14 protein-coding genes are annotated in these 19,627 nt (G+C 73.4%); 9 read left to right on the plus strand and 5 right to left on the minus strand.

Features of this window, described 5'->3' with window-relative positions:
• Window positions 1-30: 30 nt before the first annotated feature.
• Window positions 31-1,695: a 3' terminal RNA ribose 2'-O-methyltransferase Hen1 gene (locus PS467_RS30585; protein ID WP_311037903.1), complete on the plus strand. Its 1,665-nt coding sequence runs from the start codon at window positions 31-33 to the stop codon at window positions 1,693-1,695.
• Window positions 1,692-4,322 (plus strand): polynucleotide kinase-phosphatase, encoded by a 2,631-nt coding sequence (locus PS467_RS30590; protein ID WP_311037904.1) that lies wholly within the window; start codon window positions 1,692-1,694, stop codon window positions 4,320-4,322. Before PS467_RS30585 ends, PS467_RS30590 begins: the two co-directional genes overlap by 4 nt.
• A 373-nt stretch (window positions 4,323-4,695) precedes the next feature.
• On the opposite strand, the gene PS467_RS30595 is transcribed toward PS467_RS30590, so the two are convergent.
• The gene (locus PS467_RS30595; RefSeq protein ID WP_432280654.1) at window positions 4,696-5,763 is read right to left on the minus strand and encodes a GlxA family transcriptional regulator; all 1,068 of its coding nucleotides are present in this window, start codon (window positions 5,761-5,763) and stop codon (window positions 4,696-4,698) included.
• Window positions 5,764-5,817: 54 nt separating this feature from the next.
• On the opposite strand from PS467_RS30595, the gene PS467_RS30600 reads away from it, so the two are divergent.
• Both PS467_RS30600 and PS467_RS30605 read left to right on the plus strand, forming a co-directional pair.
• Window positions 5,818-7,368 (plus strand): MFS transporter, encoded by a 1,551-nt coding sequence (locus PS467_RS30600; protein ID WP_311037906.1) that lies wholly within the window; start codon window positions 5,818-5,820, stop codon window positions 7,366-7,368.
• 181 nt (window positions 7,369-7,549) lie between these two features.
• Window positions 7,550-8,269 carry a Crp/Fnr family transcriptional regulator gene (locus PS467_RS30605; RefSeq protein WP_268974895.1) on the plus strand — a complete coding sequence of 240 codons (720 nt, stop codon included), beginning with the start codon at window positions 7,550-7,552 and terminating at the stop codon, window positions 8,267-8,269.
• A gap of 251 nt (window positions 8,270-8,520) precedes the next feature.
• On the opposite strand, the gene PS467_RS30610 is transcribed toward PS467_RS30605, so the two are convergent.
• Window positions 8,521-8,874: a VOC family protein gene (locus tag PS467_RS30610; RefSeq protein WP_311037907.1), complete on the minus strand. Its 354-nt coding sequence runs from the start codon at window positions 8,872-8,874 to the stop codon at window positions 8,521-8,523.
• Between the two features lie 398 nt (window positions 8,875-9,272).
• Between PS467_RS30610 and PS467_RS30615 the strand changes: the two genes are divergently transcribed.
• The 4 genes from PS467_RS30615 (at window position 9,273) to argF (ending at window position 15,920) form a co-directional block, all read left to right on the plus strand.
• Window positions 9,273-11,585, plus strand: a complete 2,313-nt coding sequence (locus PS467_RS30615; protein ID WP_311037908.1) for a hypothetical protein — start codon at window positions 9,273-9,275, stop codon at window positions 11,583-11,585.
• A 485-nt stretch (window positions 11,586-12,070) separates the two neighbouring features.
• Window positions 12,071-12,796 (plus strand): hypothetical protein, encoded by a 726-nt coding sequence (locus PS467_RS30620; RefSeq protein ID WP_311037909.1) that lies wholly within the window; start codon window positions 12,071-12,073, stop codon window positions 12,794-12,796.
• A 757-nt stretch (window positions 12,797-13,553) separates the two neighbouring features.
• Window positions 13,554-14,783, plus strand: coding sequence for an arginine deiminase (locus tag PS467_RS30625; RefSeq protein WP_311037910.1), 1,230 nt, complete (start codon window positions 13,554-13,556; stop codon window positions 14,781-14,783).
• Between the two features lie 132 nt (window positions 14,784-14,915).
• Complete coding sequence (gene argF, locus PS467_RS30630) at window positions 14,916-15,920, plus strand: ornithine carbamoyltransferase (RefSeq protein ID WP_311037911.1); 1,005 nt, start codon at window positions 14,916-14,918, stop codon at window positions 15,918-15,920.
• Here argF and PS467_RS30635 read toward each other — a convergent pair.
• Together PS467_RS30635 and PS467_RS30640 are read right to left on the minus strand one after the other, a co-directional pair.
• Window positions 15,907-16,413, minus strand: coding sequence for an ATP-binding protein (locus PS467_RS30635; protein WP_311037912.1), 507 nt, complete (start codon window positions 16,411-16,413; stop codon window positions 15,907-15,909). The two genes, argF and PS467_RS30635, sit on opposite strands and share 14 nt — an antisense overlap.
• Window positions 16,414-16,550: 137 nt before the next feature.
• Complete coding sequence (locus PS467_RS30640) at window positions 16,551-16,985, minus strand: hypothetical protein (RefSeq protein WP_311037913.1); 435 nt, start codon at window positions 16,983-16,985, stop codon at window positions 16,551-16,553.
• A 212-nt stretch (window positions 16,986-17,197) separates the two neighbouring features.
• On the opposite strand from PS467_RS30640, the gene PS467_RS30645 reads away from it, so the two are divergent.
• Window positions 17,198-17,986: an FHA domain-containing protein gene (locus PS467_RS30645; protein WP_311037914.1), complete on the plus strand. Its 789-nt coding sequence runs from the start codon at window positions 17,198-17,200 to the stop codon at window positions 17,984-17,986.
• A 32-nt stretch (window positions 17,987-18,018) separates the two neighbouring features.
• Here PS467_RS30645 and PS467_RS30650 read toward each other — a convergent pair whose 3' ends face one another.
• Complete coding sequence (locus PS467_RS30650) at window positions 18,019-19,548, minus strand: helix-turn-helix domain-containing protein (protein WP_311037915.1); 1,530 nt, start codon at window positions 19,546-19,548, stop codon at window positions 18,019-18,021.
• Window positions 19,549-19,627: the final 79 nt, after the last annotated feature.

Here is a 19,627-nt window from a genome sequence, read left to right on the forward strand (position 1 = left end):
CGGGCGCTTCGCCCGGCGATACTCGGGCGGGTGTTCTTGACGATAACCACCACCGGCACCGCCGAGCGCCCCGCGACCGACCTCGGGTTCCTGCTGCACAAGCATCCCGACAAGGCGCAGCGGTTCTCGACCTCCCACGGCACCGCACACGTCCTCTACCCCGAGGCGACCGCCGAACAATGCACCGCGGCGCTGCTGTTGGAGGTGGACCCCGTGGCGCTGGTGCGGCGGGGCCGTGGCAAGGGCCGGGGCGGTGCCCCCGACTCCGCGCTCGCCCAGTACGTCAACGACCGCCCCTACGCCGCCTCCTCACTGCTGGCGACCGCGTTGAGCGCGGTCTTCTCCAGCGCGCTGAGGGGACAGTGCAAGGCCCGGCCCGAGCTGCCGGAGCGGGCGCTGCCACTGCGGATCGAGGTGCCCGCGCTGCCCGCCCGCGGCGGTGCCGCCCTGGTCGAGCGGCTCTTCGCGCCGCTGGGCTGGCAGGTGACGGCCGAGCCGGTGCCGCTGGACGAGGAGTTCCCGCGGTGGGGTGACTCGCGGTACGTACGGCTGGTGCTGGAGGGTGAGCTGCGGCTGGCGGACGCGCTGCGCCATCTGTATGTGCTGCTGCCCGTGCTCGACGACGCCAAGCACTACTGGGTCGCCCCGGACGAGGTGGACAAGCTGCTGCGCTCCGGCGAGGGCTGGCTGGAGCACCACCCCGAGCAGCGGCTGATCACCAACCGCTATCTGGCCCGGCGCTGGTCGCTGACGCGCAGTGCGCTGGAGCGTCTGGAGCTGGCGCGGCTCGCCGAGACCGACGACACCCAGGCGGAGGAGATCGACAACGCCGTCGGCGAACCGGCGGCCGAGCTGATGGAGGGAGAGATGCGGGGAGAGGGGGATGCGGGCGGCGCAGGCGGCGAACGCGGTGAAGGCGACGGGAGTCCCGAGAACCCGGTGCCGCTGGCGGTACGGCGGCGGGAGGCGATACTCGATGCCCTGCGCGGGGTCGAGGCGGCAAGGGTCGTCGATCTCGGCTGCGGTCAGGGTCAGTTGCTGGCCGCGCTGCTGAAGGAGGCGCGGTTCACCGAGATCGTGGGTGTCGATGTGTCGATGCGCGCGCTCAACGAGGCGGCGCGGAGGCTGCGGCTGGACCGTATGCCCGAGCGGCAGTCGGCCCGGCTGAAGCTGACCCAGGGCGCGCTCACCTACACCGACTCCAGGCTCACCGGATATGACGCGGCGGTCCTCAGCGAGGTGATCGAGCATGTGGACCCGCCCCGGTTGCCCGCGCTGGAGCACGCGGTGTTCGGCGCCGCACGGCCCAAGGCCGTCGTGGTGACCACGCCCAACGTCGAGTACAACGTGCGCTGGGAGACCCTGCCCGCCGGGCGGATGCGCCATGGCGACCACCGTTTCGAGTGGACGCGGGAGGAGTTCCGGGCCTGGGCGGGGCAGGTCGCCGAACGGCACGGCTACACGGTGGAGTTCCGCCCCGTCGGCCCGGAGGACCCCGAGGTCGGCCCGCCCACCCAGCTCGCGCTGTTCCGGATCGGCGCCCAGGGCGGCGACGACGGCACGGGCACCCGAGGCACCGAACGCGTTGACCGCACCACCGTGACCAGGACGGCCACCGCGACCGCCGCGGCCACCGCGACCGGCGCGGCCACCGGGGCCGCCGCCGCGACCGCCGCGAAGGAGGCAGCAGCATGACCGAGGACAAGCGCCCCATCGGCGTGCCCGACCTGTCCCTCGTGGTGCTCATCGGCACCACCGGCTCCGGTAAGTCCACCTTCGCCCGGCGCCACTTCCTGCCCACCCAGATCGTCTCCTCCGACGTCTGCCGAGGGCTGGTCGCCGACGACGAGAACGACCAGAGCGCCACCCCCGACGCCTTCGACGTCCTCCACTACATCGCGGGCAAGCGGCTCGCGGCCGGACGGCTGACCGTCGTGGACGCCACCAACGTCCAGAGCGAGGCCCGCCGCAGTCTGATCAGGCTCGCGCGCGAGCACGACGTGCTGCCCGTGGCGATCGTCCTCGACGTCCCCGAGGGCGAATGCGCCCGGCGCAACGCCCAGCGCCCCGACCGCGCCGCGCTGCCCGCCCATGTCATTCCCCGCCAGCGCCGTGAGCTGCGCCGCTCCCTGAAGTCCCTGGAGCGCGAGGGGTTCCGCAAGGTGCACATCCTGCGCGGTGTCGAACAGGTCGAGGCCGCGGAGATCGTCACCGAGCGCCGCTACAACGATCTGCGCCACCTCACCGGCCCGTTCGACATCATCGGTGACATCCACGGCTGCCGCTCCGAGCTGGAGACCCTGCTGGGCAAGCTCGGCTACGCCCTGCGCCGCGACGACCTCGGCCGCCCGGTCGACGCGGCCCATCCCGAGGGGCGTACGGCGGTCTTCGTCGGCGACCTCGTCGACCGTGGCCCCGACAGCCCCGGGGTGCTGCGCCTGGTGATGGGCATGGTCGCCTCCGGCGCGGCCCTGTGCGTGCCCGGCAACCACGAGAACAAGCTCGGCCGCTATCTCAAGGGCCGCAAGGTCCAGCTCACCCACGGCCTCGCCGAGACCGTGGCGCAGCTGGACCGGGAGCACGCCGCCGACCCGGGCTTCGCGGACCGGGTGCGGGACTTCGTCGACTCGCTGATCAGCCACTATGTGCTGGACGGCGGGAAGCTGGTGGTGTGTCACGCCGGGCTGCCCGAGAAGTACCACGGCCGCACCTCCGGCCGGGTCCGCTCGCACGCCCTGTACGGGGACACGACCGGGGAGACCGATGAGTTCGGCCTGCCCGTGCGCTACCCATGGGCCGAGGACTACCGCGGCCGCGCCGCCGTCGTCTACGGCCACACCCCCACCCCCCGCGCATCCTGGCTCAACAACACCATCTGCCTGGACACCGGCTGTGTCTTCGGCGGCCGGATGACCGCGCTGCGCTGGCCGGAGCGCGAGCTGGTGGACGTCCCGGCCGAGCGGGTCTGGTACGAACCGGTCAAACCGCTGACCACCGAGGCCCCCGGCGGCGCCGACGGCCGCCCGCTCGACCTGAGCGATGTGCGGGGCCGCCGGGTCGTCGAGACCCGCCACATGGGCCGGATCGCGGTCAAGGAGGAGAACGCGGCGGCGGCGCTGGAGGTCCTGAGCCGTTTCGCGGTCGACCCTCGGCTGCTCGGCTATCTCCCGCCCACCATGGCGCCGACCGCCACCTCCAAGGAGGGGGCCGGTGACGGAGCCGCCGATGACGGCTTCCTCGAGCATCCGGCGGAGGCGTTCGCCGCCTACCGCTCGGACGGGGTGCGCCAGGTGATCTGCGAGGAGAAGCACATGGGCTCCCGCGCGGTGGTGCTGGTCTGCCGTGACGCGGATGTCGCACGGGAGCGCTTCGGCGCACCGGACGGCGTCTCCGGCGCGGTCCACACCCGCACCGGACGGCCGTTCTTCGACGACGCGGCGCTCACGGAGACCGTGCTGCGCCGGCTGAACGGCGCCCTCGACGACGCCGGGCTGTGGCAGGAGCTGGACACCGACTGGGTGCTGCTGGACGCCGAGTTGATGCCGTGGTCGCTCAAGGCCGAGGGACTGCTGCGCAACCAGTACGCGGCGGTGGGCGCCGCCTCCCGCGCCGTCTTCCCCGGCGTCCTCGCGGCGCTGGAGGGGGCGGAGGCGCGCGGTGTCGAGGTGTCCGCCCTGCTCGGCAAGCAGCGTGAACGCGCGGCGGACGCGGCCGCCTTCACCGACGCCTACCGGCGCTACTGCTGGCCGGTCGACGGGCTGAACGGTATCCGGCTGGCGCCGTTCCAGATCCTGGCCGTCCAGGGCCGCAACCTCGCCACCGCGCTTCCGCACGATCAGCAGCTCGCCCTGATCGACCGGATGATCGAGGCCGAGAAGCCGGCCTCCGACGCCGACGCCGACGGTGCCCGGATGCTGGTCCCCACCCGTCGGCTGATCGTCGACACCGAGGACGAGGCATCGGTCGCCGAGGGCGTGCGGTGGTGGCTCGACCTGACGGCGGCGGGCGGTGAGGGCATGGTGGTCAAGCCCCTCCAGGGCTTCGTCCGCAAGGGCGACGGCCGGCTGGTCCAGCCGGGCGTGAAGTGCCGGGGCCGCGAGTATCTGCGGATCATCTACGGCCCGGAGTACACCCGCCCGGAGAACCTGGAGCGGCTGCGGGAGCGCCATCTGGGCCACAAGCGCTCACTCGCCCTGCGGGAGTACGCGCTGGGGCTGGAAGCGCTGGACCGACTGGCGGAGGGCGAACCCCTGTGGCGCGTCCACGAGGCCGTATTCGCGGTCCTCGCCCTGGAGTCCGAGCCGGTGGACCCGAGACTGTAGCGGCCGGCCTCCGCGGCCGGGGCCCCGCTCCGGCCCGGTTGCGGCCTGGCTGTGGCCCGGTTGCGGTCCGGCTCCGGCCTGGCTTTGGCCTCCGCTTCGGCCCGGTCGGGGCTTGGCCCCGGCCCTGCTCTGGGCCGGTCGGGCCCGGTCCCGGCCCGGCCGCCCGCTGTGGCCTGGTCGGGGTCTGGTCCCGGCCTTGCTCTGGCTCCGCTCTGGCCCGGCCCGGCCGGGGATCCCGTTCCGGCACGGCTTTGGCCTCCGCTCCAGCCCGGTTGCGGTCCGGGTCAGGTGTCCGTTCTGGGGCCCGGTCCGGCCCTCGGCCTGGTCGTGGCTCCGGGTTCCGGCCCGGCCACCGGCGGCCGGCGGTCAGGTGTCAGACGGCCGCCTGGGGCCGTGACTCCTGGGGCCGTGACTCCTGGGGCCGTGACCAGGCCAGGGGCCGGGACTCGCGGGCACGGAATGCGCGGCGGTAGTCGTGTGGCGGTACCCCCACCGCCCGGGTGAAGTGGCGGCGCAGGTTGGCCGCCGTCCCAAGCCCGCACAGCTCCGCGATCCGGTCCACCGGTAGATCGCCGCTCTCCAGCAGCTCACGGGCGCGTGCGATCCGCTGGGCCTGTAGCCAGCGCAGCGGTGTCGTGCCCGTGGCGGAGTGGAAGCGGCGGGTCAGGGTGCGCGGGCTGGTGTGGGCGCGGCGGGCGAGGTCGGCGACGGTCAGCGGTTCGTGGAGCCGCTCGGCGGCCCAGTGCAGCAACGGGGCGAGCGAGTCGTCGGTGCGCTCCGGCAGCGGCGCCTCGATGTACTGGGCCTGGCCGCCCGGCCGGTGGGCGGGTGCGACGAGCTGCCGGGCCAGGGTGTTCGCCGCCTCGCTGCCGTAGTCCTCGCGCACCAGATGCAGACAGACGTCGATGCAGGCGGTGGAGCCCGCTCCCGTCAGTACGTCGCCGTGGTCGACGTAGAGCACGGACGGATCGAGCCGCACGGCCGGATAGCGCTCGGCGAACAGCGCCGCGTACATCCAGTGGGTGGCCGCCGTACGGCCGTCGAGAAGTCCGGTCGCGGCGAGGGTGAACGCGCCCGAGCACAGCGACACGATGCGGGCGCCGCGCCGATGGGCCTCGCGCAGCGCGTCGATCAGCTCCTCGGGCGGATCGCCGCGCACATCGGCCGAGGCCGGGACGATCACCGTGTCCGCCGAGATCAACTCCTCGGTGCCGTACGGGGTGCGGGCGGCGAACCACGAGCGGGCGGCGACCGGGTCACCGGCTCCCTCACCGCCCGGTCCGATCGCACAGACCCGCAGGTCGTACCAGGGGTCGGGGAGTCCGGGCCGATCGGTGCCGAAGACATGGCAGGGCACCGCCAGGTCGAAGATCGGCATACCCGGGGTGACGGCGAGGGCGATGGACCGGTGGCGCGCGGACATGGCAGGAATGTACCGCATGCTGTCACTCCTGCCACTCGTTCCGTCCTGTTCCGGAGCCGATGCTGGATGGGCATGACGAACCCTTCCGCAAAGGCCCAGGGGAGCGGTGTGCCCACGGCCGCCCCCGATCCGGCTCCCGGTCCTGGTCCCGGCCCTGATCCGGGCTCCGGTTCCGTTCCGGCTCCTGATCCCCGGCGCTGGCTGATCCTCGCCGTCGCGTCGGCGGCCCAGTTCCTCGCCGTGCTCGACATGATCGCGGTCAATATCGCCTTCCCCGCGATCGGCGCCGACTTCCGCTCGGCGTCCACCGCCCAGCTGTCCTGGGTGCTCAACGCCTACACCATCGTGCTCGCGGCGCTGCTGGTCCCCGCCGGGCGGCTGGCCGACGCGATCGGCGGGCGGCGCTCGTTCCTGACCGGCATCGCGCTGTTCGGACTCGCTTCGGTGGCCTGCGGGGTCGCTCCCGGGCTCGGCTCGCTGATCGCGGCGCGCGTAGTGCAGGGCGCGGCGGCGGCCGTCCTGGTGCCCACCTCCCTCTCGCTCGCCCTGCCCGCCTTCCCGGAGCGCGAACGGCCCACAGCCATCGGCGTCTGGACGGCGGTGAGCGCGGTCGCGGCCAGCTCGGGACCGGTGGCGGGCGGACTGCTGGCCGCCTCCGACTGGCGCTGGATCTTCCTCGTCAACCCGCCCGTGGTGCTCGTGGCATGGGTGGCCGGGCTACGGCTGCTGCCGCGCACCGGACCTGTCGGCGACGAGCGTCGCCGCACGGGGCGCGTAGGCGACGAGCGCCGCCGCACCGGGCGCGTAGGTGAGCGCCGTCGCCTCGATCCGCTCGGGACGCTGCTCGTCCTCCTCGGCACCGGATCCCTCACCACCGCCTGTGTCGAGGCCGCCGACTGGGGCTACGACGCCCCGGCCACCCTCGCCTTCCTCGCCGCCGGCCTGGCCGTGGGCGCGCTGGCCGTGGCCCACGTACGCCGCCACCCGGACCCGGTGGTGGATCCGGCGCTGTTCCGGACCCGTGCCTTCACCGCCGCCGCGCTCGGCCTGCTGAGCTACTTCCTCGCCTACGCGGCCTCGCTCCTCGCCGCGACCCTGCTGTTCACCGGGGTATGGGGCTGGTCCACGTCCCGTGCGGGCCTGGCCGTCACGCCCTGGCCGCTCACCGTCCTGGTGGTGTCGATGCTGTCGGGGCGGATCGTCCGGGCGCTGGGGGAGCGGACCACGGCCGTCGTCGGCGGGCTGTGCTTCGCCGCCGGTCCGATGTGGTGGCTCTTCCTCGCGGGCGGCGACGGTGCGCACTACGCCGTGGAGTGCATGCCCGGACTGGTGCTCACCGGAATCGGCGCGGGGCTCTACCAGCCGGTGATGTTCTCGGCCGCCGGACTGCTTCCGGCCCGTCAACTGTCCCTCGGGTCGGGGGTGCTGATGATGTCCCGGCAGGGCGGCTCGGCCCTGGGCGTCGCGGCGCTGGTCGTGATCACCGGTGGCGCCGCCCGGCCGGGGCTCGACGCGCTGCGCGCGGGCTGGGTCTTCACGGCGGTGACCGCCGCGCTCGCCGCCGTCGCGGGCGCCGCCTTGCGTACGGGTACGGGTACGGGTGGTCGTGATGGCCAGGGGTGAAGCGGGGGTGACGGGGAGATGCGGTACGTACCGGTAGGGACCGCACGGGTACGGACCCGGTACGGCACCATTGACGTGCCGGCGCCGGCTGCCTAGCGTTCTGAGCGATCCCTGGGATCTCCGCAGGCATGGCGACGGTTCTCCGCAGGCATGATGACCACTGGCTGAGCGGGGAGGGCGGATGAGTCTCTTCGAGGACGGACGGCCCTTTCTGCACGCGCTTCCCGCCGAGGACCGGCGCGCGCTGCTCGCCCTCGGCAGGCCCCGGGCCTACGCCCCCGGCGAGGTCGTGCTGCGCGAGCACGACCGTACGACCTTCGTCGTCGCGATCACCTCCGGCTGGGCCGCCGTCTCGGTGGAGACCGAGCGCGGGGTGCGGCTGATCCTGGCGCTGCGCGGGGCGGGCGAGGTCGTGGGCGACCAGGCCGCGGTGGACCACGGCTCGCGCAGCGCCACCGTCACCGCGCTCGGCCGGATGGAGGCGGTGGTGGTCTCCGGAGACCGGTTCCGCGCCTATCTGGCCGCACGTCCCGTCGCCACCGTACTGATCATGCGTCAGTTCAGCTCCCGGCTGCGCAGTTCCGACGGCGAGCGACGCTCACTCGCCTCGGAGAGGGTGCTTCAGCGGCTGGCGGTCCGGCTGGTCGAACTCGCCGAGCGCACCGGCCACCCCGGCGCCGACGGGGCCATCACCGTCGATCTGCCGCTGCCCCAGCACGACATCGCCGCCGCGGTGGGCTCGACCCGGGAGGCGGTCGCCAAGGCGCTGCGACTGCTGCGCGACCAGGGCGTCGTCCGGACCGCCTCGCGCCGCTTCGTGGTGACGGACATCGGACTGCTACGGCTGTTGGCCGAGGGCCGTGCGACGGGAGAACACATCCCGGCGAGCCCTCGCGACTGAGCCCCCGCCACGCGCCCCACGATCGGGCGCCCCGCACGCCGTGGCGCGCGAGCATCCCCGCGTGGCCGACCGTACCGCTGGTCCCCTCCGAACGGCGGCCGCGGGCGGCGGTGGCCATGAACAGCCTTGAACATCGCCGTGGCCGCGGCAGTGCATGTCGATCAGCCCGCCGTCGACATCTCCACGCGATCCACTACGTCCGCGCCGCCCGTCCCGAATGCCTCACCATCGACCCCAGTCAGGCGTGAGCCCTACTGCCGCCGCTGGCCAAGGATGCAGAACTCGTTACCTTCGGGGTCTGCCAAGACAATCCACGATTGGTCACCCTGGCCGATATCAACACGCTGTGCGCCATGGGCCACCAGACGAGCCACCTCGGCGTCCTGGTCATCGGGCCTGAAGTCGAGATGCAGTCGGCTCTTGGCCTTCCTCGGCTCATCAAGCCGGACGAAGTCCAACCCCGGCGTGCGATCCGGCGCCGGACGGATCTCGAACTCGTCATCAGAGGAGTGGACCACCACCCAGCCAAGAGCCTCGGCCCACCACTGGCCCAGGGCCGCCGGATCCGCCGAGTGAACGATTACCTGTTCCCATTCCAAGGTCATCCGCCGAGCTTAGACGTGCCGGCCTGCGAAGAACAGTCACTTAAATCTCCCTCATCGGGCTGGTCCGGAGCGGCCTTTCCCCTCGTGGAGCCACCGCCTCGCGACTGAACCGCCCCGTGGCGCTTCGCGCCCCCGCGATCGATCGCGGGGGCGCGTGCCTCACGCGTTTTCCGCGACTGTGTAAACGGCTACAGCCGTCCCGCCGCTCCCCCGCGACCCTGGAGACGGCACAGGGCGCGGGACCGTGGGCGACGGGGGTGCGCACGGCCCAGCGCCCCGCACCGGAGACGGGCGGCGGGGCGGGCAGGGGGAGAGACCCCGCCGCCCGCTTCGGGCATTCACCGGCACCCCGACACCACAGCGGGAGACGGGGGCCACGGCATGAAGGACGGCGGGCGATGAACGCACTGGAAGACGTGGGCGCCCCGGCGGACTCGGGGAGACGACCCCCGGCGGGTTCGGGGGAGCGCCCCCTGGCGGACTCGGCGGGCCGACCCCCGGCGGATGCGGGACGACGACCCCCGGTGGATGCGGAGGCACGGCTGGGTGATGCCGCGGGACGACGGGGGGATGCGGCGGGACGACGGCCGGCGGACTCGGGGGAACCGCCCCCGGCGGACGCGGCGGGACGACGGCTCGAGATCCCCCAAGGCGGCCCGCTGGACGGGGCGGGCCTGCCGGGCGGTGCCCGCACAGCCCGCGAGGCGTGCGCCCATCTCCACATCGCCGACAGCCCGGCCCGCCTCCGCGCCGAACCGGCGCCCCACCCGCTCCCGGAAGGCCCGGTGCCCCGCGAGGAGCTGGACCGGCTGCGCCGGCTGTACCGGACCGTCCCGAACTATGCCGCGATGCGCGACCATCTGCGCCGCACCCGCCTGCTGGCGCTGTGCGGCGAACCCGGCACCGGCCGCGCCTGGACCGGGCTCGCTCTCCTCGCCGAGCTGTCCGAGCTGACCGGCGGCGGGGTCTCCCGGCTCGGTCCCGGCATCCTGCACGGGGCGCCCGGCGTGGAGAAGACCGAGCGCGGCCACGGCTATCTCCTCGAACTCCCCGCCGAGTACGCCGAGTACGCTGTGCACACAGAGCACGCCGCGCACACGGAGCGCGCCGCGCACACCGCGCACACCGCGCACACCGGCCTCGCGGCCGAACTCCTGCTGGACCGGCTGCGCGCCCACTTCGCCGAGCGCGAGGCGTTCTGCGTGGTCCTGGTCGCGGGCGGCCCGGCCGCCGACCGGCTGCTGCGCGGCCGCCGTCACGCCGTGCCGTACGAGCCCCCGGCCGCCGCCGACGTCCTCGACCGCCACCTCGTCGAACTGCTCGCCGACGGCCCCGCCGGACTGCTGGAGACGGCCCGCGCCGCCGCCGTACGTCCCGAACTGGCCGAGGCGCTCGGCCTGGACGAGCCACGGCCCGGTGAGGCCGCCCGGCTCGCCGGCCATCTGGCCGCGTACGCCGAGGGCGGGCTGTCCGAGGAGCGGCTGCTGGAGCACTGCCGGTCGTTCGCCCCGGACCAGGCCCGTGAGTGGTTCCTGGCGGCCGGGCGCCCCGGTGATCTGCCCGCGGCGCTGCCCGTGCTGCGCGCCGCCGCGCTGCGGATCGCCCTCGCCGTCTTCAACGGCGCGGCGCACAGCCTCATGGCGGAGGCCGCCGAGCTGCTGACCTGGGAACTGGCCGTCACGCTCGATCCGCAGTACGCCCCCGGCCGACCGCTGTTCGACCACCGCTCCGGGGCCTCGCTCGCCATGGCGCGCGCGGTTCACGGCGACGGGGTGGAGGACCTCGGGGACGCCTCGGTGCCCGTGCGCGCGGTGTGGTTCGCGGGGCGGCGGCTGGCGCTCGCCGTGCTCCACGAGTCCTGGGACGCCCACCACAACCTCCGCGGCCCGATGGCCCGTTGGCTGCGCGCGCTGTGCGACGACCCGCGCCCCCAGGTGTGGGTGCGAGCGGCGGTCGCCGCGGGCGCGCTGTGCGCCCGCGACTACCTCTACGGCCTGGTCGAGCTGGCGCTGCCGCTGGCCCGCACGGACAGCCCGGTGCAGCGGATGGCGGCGGCCACCGCCCTCGCCGAGGCGTCCCGCGCCGCGGAGGTGCGCCCCGCCGTGCACGGACTGCTGCGCGACTGGGCGCGCGGCGACGACGAGCGGGAGCGCGAGACCGCCGCGCTCGCCCACGGCTACGGCCTGGCGGCGGGCTCGGTCGTGGCGTCCCTGGAGGAACTCGGCCGGATCGCCTGCGCCGACGACGGCCGCACCACCTCGTACAGCGCGCTGCGGCTGCTGGCCGGGACCGAACCGGAGACCGTGCTGGCCGCGCTCACCCACTGGCTGCGCGACACCCGGCGGCCCCGCCGGGACCTGGCGCTGCTGACGGTGTTGCGCGCGGTCACCACCCGCACCTCGCATCTGTGGGGGCTGTGCGAGGTGCCGGAGCTGGCGCCGTACGCCGCCTGGCCGCTGGCCACGGCGCTGCTGGCGGCCCGTCCCGGATGCGCGCCCCGGCTGGCCGAGCTGCTGCGGGCCGCCCTGACCTGGGCCAGATCGGCCGGGGCGGCCGAGGACGCGCTGGTCGGCTGGATCCGGCGGGCGGCCGGCGACGAGCGGCAGCTGGCGGTGTTGTGCGGCTTTCTGCCCCGGCTGGCGCAGGACGGCGACGAGCCGATCGACGCCGGGGCGGCCACACGGATACGGGAGGTACTGGAGGCGCTGTGAGGAGAAGGACGTCGATGGTGAAAGAGACAGAGAACCCGGCCGCCACGGAAACCGCGTACGACGCGTACGACGCGTACGACACGACGGCGTCGAGCCCGGCAGGCCCCGCGGGCCCCGTGGGTTCCGCAGGCCCGGCGAGCCCGGCAGGCCCGGCAGGCCCCGCGGGTTCCGCGGGCCCGGCAGGCCCGGCAGGCTCCGTGGGTTCCGCGGGCCCGGCGAGCCTGGCAGGCCCGGCAGGTCCCGTGGGTTCCGTAGGCCCGGCAGGCCCCGCGGGTCCCGTGGGTTCCGCGGGCCCGGCGAGCCTGGCAGGCCCGGCAGGTCCCGTGGGTTCCGCAGGCCCGGCAGGCCCCGCGGGCCCCGTGGGTTCCGCAGGCCCGGCAAGCCTGGCAGGCCCCGCGGGTCCCGTGGGTTCCGTAGGCCCGGCAGGCCCCGCGGGTCCCGTGGGTTCCGCGGGCCCGGCGAGCCTGGCAGGCCCGGCAGGCTCCGTGGGTTCCGCGGGCCCGGCGGTGCCCCGAGGCTCGGTGGCCGGGGCGCGCGCGCTGCGCGAGGCGCTGCGCCACGGCGGGGACGCCCTGCCCGCGGCGCTGCGGGAGGCCGACGACGGCTCGCTGCTGAGCGCGCTGGACGAGGGACTGCCCGCCGAGCGGGCCACCCGCGTCGTGGTCGAGCTGGTGCGCCGCGCGCCCGAGCGCGGACCGGAGCCGGCGGCCGCGGTCTGCGAGAAGGTGCTGGTCGCCCAGCTCTATCTCGACCCGCCGCCCCGCACCCCGGGCGGTACGGCCGGAGCGGCCGGCGACGTGGACCGCCGGCTGCGGGTGCGTAACGCGCTGATGCTGTACGAGGGGCTGGTCCGCCCGTACGCGCAGCGCGGTGCGGTACCGGAGCTGATGGCGTGCGTCCTGCCCGGACTGTGGACGGCCGGCGACGGCGCGGGCCGGGAGGTGGTGCGCCGGATCGCAGGCACCCGGCAGCCCACCGGGTTCGGCGAGAAGGGCTGGAAGGCGCTGTTCGGCGGCGTGGCCGAGGAGTGCCGGGAGCACGGGGAGGCGGCGGCCCGCGCCGCCCGGCACGAGGTCCGGCGGCACTGGTGGCGCCGGGGCACCGACGACGGGGGCCGCATCGACCTCCAGCCCGGCCAGCTGTGGGTCTCCGCCCTGCTGGGTTTGATCGCGATCGCGCTGGTGCTGATCGTCGTGATCGCGGCCGGCTGACCACCCCACCCGACCCAGGCCCCCGCCCCCGCCGGGGCCGACGTGCGGGCCGTTCTCTCGTTGCCCCGCCCCGCCGGGGCCGGCCGCCTCGCCCCGCCGGGGCCGACCGTCGGGCCGCTTCCCCGCCGCCTCGCCTCCGCCGGGGCCAGCCGGCAGGCCGCCCTCCTGTCGACCTGCTCCTCGCCGGGGCCGATGTCTCTGCTCTTGCCGGGCCCGCCGCCCCGCCCCCGCCGGGCCGACGGGCGAGCCGCTTCCCCGGCGGTGCCCGTACCCGCCCGCAGCGAGCCCATGACATGTCCCGCGCGCACCCCCACCGCCGGACCGCGATCGGCGGAAGAAATTTGCGAGACCCGCGAGACCCGCGAGACCTGCGGAGGCCCGCGAGGCCCGCGAGATCAGCGAGGCCCGCGGAGGCCTGCGAGGCCCGCGAGGCCCGCGGAGGCCTGCGAGGCCCGCGAGATCTGCGGAGGCCCGCGGAGGCCCGCGAGGCCTGCGAGGCCCGCGGAGGCCCGCGAGGCCTGCGAGGCCCGCGGAGGCCTGCGAGGCCCGCGGAGGCCTGCGAGGCCCGCGAGGCCCGCGAGACCCGCGAGGCCTGCGGAGATCAGCGAAACCCGCGAGGCCCCCGGAGACCCGCGAGACCCCCAGAGCCCCCCGAGCCCCCCAGAGCCCCCCCCGAGCCCCGCAGAGCCCCCAGAGATCCGGAGAGATCCGTGTCGTGAAGCGGTCACAGCGGGCCGTGAGCGACGAAGATGGGGTCATGGGATTCCATGTCGACTCCGAGGCCGGGCGGCTGCGCCGCGTCATACTGCACCGCCCCGACCTCGAGCTCAAGCGGCTCACGCCGTCCAACAAGGACGCGCTGCTCTTCGACGACGTCCTGTGGGTGCGCCGGGCCCGCCAGGAGCACGACGGCTTCGCCGACGTCCTGCGCGACCGCGGGGTCGAGGTCCATCTCTTCGGGGATCTGCTCACCGAGAGCCTGGTCCTGCCCGAGGCGCGGGCCCTGGTGCTGGACCGGGTCTTCGACGAGAAGGAGTACGGCCCCCTGGCCACCGACCGCCTGCGTGCCGCCTTCGACGAGTTGACCGCTCCGGAGCTGACCGAGGCGCTGATCGGCGGTATGACCAAGCGGGAGTATCTGGAGCGGTACCCGGAGCCGGTCTCCGTGCGCTTCCACGTCATGGAGCCCGATGACTTCCTGGTCAACCCGTTGCCGAACCACCTCTTCACGCGGGACGCCTCCGCCTGGGTGTACGACGGGGTGTCGATCAACGCGATGCGCTGGCCCGCCCGCTGGCACGAGACGGTGCACTACGAGGCCGTCTACCGGCATCATCCGCTCTTCGCGGACGAGGACTTCCACGTCTGGTCGGAGGGCCAGGCCGCGTACCCCTCGACCATCGAGGGCGGCGATGTGCTGGTGCTCGGCAAGGGTGCGGTGCTGATCGGGATGAGCGAGCGGACCACCCCGCAGGCGGTGGAGATGATCGCGCACCGGCTCTTCGAGGCCGGTTCGGCCCGGACGATCGTGGCGCTCGACATGCCCAAGGGGCGGGCGTTCATGCACCTGGACACCGTGATGACCATGGTGGACGGGGACACCTTCACGCAGTACGCGGGGCTGGGGATGCTCCGCTCGTACACCATCGAGCCGGGCGCGGGCAGCCGTGACCTCAAGGTCACCGACCATCCGCCGGAGCATATGCACCGCGCGATAGCCGCGGCCCTGGGCCTGGACTCGATCCGTGTGCTCACGGCCACCCAGGACGTCCACGCGGCGGAGCGCGAGCAGTGGGACGACGGCTGCAATGTGCTGGCGGTCGAGCCGGGTGTGGTGGTGGCCTACGAGCGGAACGCGACGACCAACACCCATCTGCGCAAGTGCGGTATCGAGGTCATCGACATCCCGGGCAGTGAGCTGGGCCGGGGCCGGGGCGGGCCGCGGTGCATGAGCTGTCCGGTGGAACGGGACCCCGTGGAGCCGTAACGCCGGGGTTACCCCCCAGCCTCTGCATATATGCAGAGCCTCGTATATGCTTCCATGGTTTCCGGCCGTGGCGCCGTAGTCGTAGCCGCAGCCGCTGACCACCGTGTTCGCCGTGACCTAGGAGCCACCCTTATGGCGATTGACCTCACCGGCCGCCACTTCCTCAAGGAGCTGGACTTCACCGCCGACGAGTTCCGCCGCCTCATCGAGCTCGCCGCCGAGCTGAAGGCGGCCAAACGCGCGGGCGTCGAGGAGCGGCGGCTGCGGGGCAAGAACATCGCCCTGGTCTTCGAGAAGACCTCCACCCGCACCCGCTGCGCCTTCGAGGTCGCGGCCGCCGACCAGGGCGCCTCGACGACCTACCTCGACCCGGTCGGCTCCCAGATCGGTCACAAGGAGTCGGTCAAGGACACGGCGCGGGTGCTGGGCCGGATGTACGACGCGATCGAGTACCGGGGCCATGGCCAGGGCGTCGTCGAGGAACTCGCCGCGCACGCCGGAGTGCCCGTCTACAACGGCCTCACCGACGAGTGGCACCCCACCCAGATGCTCGCCGACGTGCTGACCATGACCGAGCACAGCGAGAAGCCGCTGGAGCGGATCGCCTACGCCTACCTGGGCGACGCCCGGTACAACATGGGCAACTCCTACCTGGTCACCGGCGCCCTGCTGGGCATGGACGTGCGTATCGTCGCGCCCAGGCTGCTGTGGCCGGACAACACCATCGTGGAGCTGGCGCGGCAGCTCGCCGAGGCCTCCGGCGCCCGGATCTCGCTCACCGAGAGCGTCGAGGAGGGGGTGCGCGGCGCGGACTTCGTCGCCACCGATGTGTGGGTGTCGATGGGGGAGCCCAAGGAGGTGTGGGACGAGCGGATAGCGCTGCTCGGGCCGTACGCGGTGACGATGGACGTGCTGCGCGCCACGGGTAACGACGCCGTGAAGTTTTTGCACTGCCTGCCGGCCTTCCACGACCTGGGCACGGATGTCGGCCGGGAGATCCACGAGCGACACGGGCTGACCGAGCTGGAGGTCACCGACGAGGTCTTCGAGTCCGAGCACTCCGTCGTCTTCGACGAGGCGGAGAACCGGATGCACACGATCAAGGCGGTGCTGGTCGCGACCCTCAGCGCTCCGTAGCGCCGTCCGTAGCGCCGCCCGCGGTGTCCTCCGTGGGCGGAAGGACGAACCAGACGGCCTTGCCGTAGGGGGTCCGCCGGTAGCCCGCGTCCACGCTGAGGGTCCGGATCAGCAGCAGACCGCGTCCGCCCTCGGCGAGGCCGTCGGGTCTCTTGGGCCCGTCGGGATGCCCCAGCGCGTCCAGCTCGCCGGGCGGATTCGGATCCTGGTCGTGCACCTCGACCTGCCAGCCCCCGGTCGGCACCAGCTCCACCACCAGCTCTATCGGCTCGTCGCCCGCCGTGTGCCGCACCGCGTTGGCCACCAGCTCCGCTGTCAGCAGCTCCGCCGTGTGGCCGTCCACGGCCGCCCCGAGGTCGGCCAGGGTCTTCCGGATCAGCGCACGCGCCAGCGGCACGGCGGCCGTCGTGTGCGGCAAGGTGAAGCGCCAGGTGGCGGCGTGGGTGGGATCGTGCACAAAGAGGTCCCGTCGGTCGGCGGCGTGAAGCGGCATACCGCAGCCCTCGACGCTAGGAAGCGGACGATGGCGCCGGAAGGGACTGTGGACCACTCTTCACGGGACCTAGGGCCTGACAGGGGCCTTTCAGGTGTATCGGTCATACATAGCCAAAACGCCATGGTTGGGAGGGTTCATCGGGCGGATCGGGCGGTCTGCTGCCGGTGCGCGCGGAAGTAGGCGCGGCTCCGCGGTGCGTAGAGGAGGCTCACGCCGGTGCCCGAGGCCGCGATGGCCAGGACGGCCCGTACCGCGTACTCCGGCTGGAACGGGCCGCCCGGATCCGAGAACCCCCACATCACATGCGGCCCCAGATAGACCAGGAACAGCGCGGCGGTCACCGTCGCCGTGACGCACGCCGCGCGTCCGCCCCTGCGGATGCGGACGGCGGCACCGATGGTCACGAAGAGCAGCAGATACACGAACTGCGTCATCGACGGGTCGTTCACCGCGATCGTGGCGCTGAGCAGCGCCGAGGCGACCAGCAGCACGGCGGCCGCGGTGATGTGTCCGGGACGCTGGGGCGGGGGCGTTCCCGGCCAGTTGGTGTCGTCCGATGAACCGGTCATGGTGCCCTCCTTGTCTTCTTGCCCGGCGGCCGGGGGCCGGCGCCGGGCCGTGCCCGGCATCATCCGGCCGAACCTCCGGGACCCGTCCCGTCCGGGACGCGGCACCGTGCGTGTGGACGGGCTCGCCGTGGGGAGGGGTCCCGAAGGGGGCGCGGATCCTGGTGGTCGCGCCCGTGCACTGCCGAGCATCCCCCGACCCGAGGAGACGTCCGATGCCCCTCTCCGCCAGCCTCGCGCGCGGAGTCGCGCCCACCACGCCCGGCACGCTCCACGCCCGCACCGTGACCGGCGATCTCAGCGCCCCGCCGCGGCCCGGCCTGACGGTCTGCTTCGGGCGCGGCGAGAAGCCGGACGTGGACCTGGGCGTGGGCGTGGACGACCTCCGGGTGAGCAGGCGGCACGGCGAGCTGACCTACCGTCATGGGCAGTGGTGGCTGCGCAACACCGGGCGGCAGCTCGTCCGGCTGCCGCGCGGCCGGATGATGCACCTCAGCTCCGAGCCGATCCCGCTCGCCACCGGCTACACCCCGCTGTTCGTCAAGGGTTCCGGCTACCGGGAGCACCTGGTCGAGCTGTACGTGGCGGGCCACGACGACCAGGGGCCGGTGTCGCGGCGGCGCGCCGCCACCGTGCGGCCCGAGACCTGGGAACTCGACGACGACGAACGGCTGCTCCTGGTCGTCCTCGGCCAGCGCTACCTGCTGTACGAGGAGGACCCCAGACCCATGACGTACGCCATGGCGGCCAGGCAACTCGGTTACCTCCGCCCGGACGCGGGCTGGAACGAGCGCAAGATCGAGTACCGGATCGAGGCCGTACGCCGCCGTCTGCACCGCACCGGCTTCAGATACCCGCTGCTGCACGACCCGTCGCAGGGCCGCCCCGCCGACAACGCCCTGCTGCACAACCTGCTCAAGGGGCTGGTGGAGTCCACCACGCTCGTACCGCCGGACCTGGACCTGATGGAGGACGACGACACCTGGCCCGACCCCGCGCCCTGACGGGGCACGAGCCAGGAGCCCGCACGCGCCGGTCAGATGTCGCGGAACGTCTCGATCTGGGCGCCGATCGAGTTGAGCCGCTCCGCCAGGTCCTCGTAACCGCGGTTGATGACGTACACGTTGCGCAGCACCGAGGTGCCCGGGGCCGCCATCATCGCGAGCAGGACGACCACTGCGGGGCGCAGGGCGGGAGGGCACATCATCTCGGCGGAGCGCCAGCGGGTCGGGCCCTCGACCAGGACGCGGTGCGGGTCGAGGAGTTTGACGTGGGCGCCGAGCCGGTTGAGCTCGGTGAGGTAGATCGCGCGGTTGTCGTAGACCCAGTCGTGGATCAGCGTCGAGCCCTGGGCGACGGCGGCGATGGCCGCGAAGAAGGGCACGTTGTCGATGTTGACGCCGGGGAACGGCATCGGGTGGATCTTGTCGATGGGGGCCTGGAGCTTGGACGGCCGCACGGTCAGATCGACCAGCCGGGTGCGGCCGTTGTCCGCCGCGTACTCCCGGCCGCGCTCGTGGTCCAGCCCCATCTCCTCCAGGACGGCCAGCTCGATCTCCAGGAACTCCACCGGCACCCGGCGGATCGTCAGCTCCGATTCGGTGATGACGGCGGCGGCCAGCAGGCTCATCGCCTCGACCGGGTCCTCGGAGGGCGAGTAGTCGACGTCGCGGTCGATGTGGGTGACGCCGTGGACGGTGAGCGTCGTGGTGCCCACGCCCTCGACCTTGACGCCCAACTCCTCCAGGAAGAAGCAGAGATCCTGGACCATGTAGTTGGAGGAGGCGTTGCGGATCACCGTGACCCCGTCGTGCCGGGCGGCCGCCAGCAGCGCGTTCTCGGTGACGGTGTCGCCTCGTTCGGTCAGCACGATGGCGCGGGTGGGGGAGACCGAGCGGTCGACGCGGGAGTGGTACATCCCATCCGTGGCGGTCACTTCGAGGCCGAAGTGGCGCAGCGCGGTCATATGCGGCTGCACGGTGCGGGTGCCCAGGTCGCAACCGCCCGCGTAGGGAATCCGGAAGCGGTCCATCCGGTGCAGCAGCGGACCGAGGAACATGATGACGCTGCGCGTCCGGCGCGCGGCCTCGGTGTCCATGGCGTCGAGGTCCAGCTCGGCGGGCGGCACGATCTCCAGATCGGCGCCGTCGTTGATCCAGCGGGTGCGGACGCCGATGCTGCCCAGCACCTCGAGGATGCGGTAGACCTCCTCGATCCTGGCGACCCTCCGCAGCGTGGTGCGGCCCGCGTTGAGAAGCGTGGCGCACAGCAGCGCCACGCACGCGTTCTTGCTCGTCTTGACGTCGATGGCACCCGACAGACGGCGGCCGCCGACCACCCGAAGGTGCATGGGGCCCGCGTAGCCGAGGGAGACGATCTCGCTGTCCAGGGCCTCGCCGATCCTGGCGATCATCTCAAGGCTGATGTTCTGGTTGCCCCGCTCAATGCGGTTGACCGCGCTCTGGCTTGTGCCGAGAGCCTCCGCGAGCTGGGACTGGGTCCAGCCCCGGTGCTGTCGGGCGTCACGGATGAGCTTGCCGATACGTGAGAGGTAGTCGTCAGTCATACAGAAGAGGCTATCTCAGATATGAGATGCGCATGCGACCGGGGAGGCGGAAGGGGTGACGGCCGTTCGGTCGGGGCAT

This window comes from Streptomyces luomodiensis (assembly GCF_031679605.1).
Lineage (GTDB): Bacteria > Actinomycetota > Actinomycetes > Streptomycetales > Streptomycetaceae > Streptomyces > Streptomyces luomodiensis.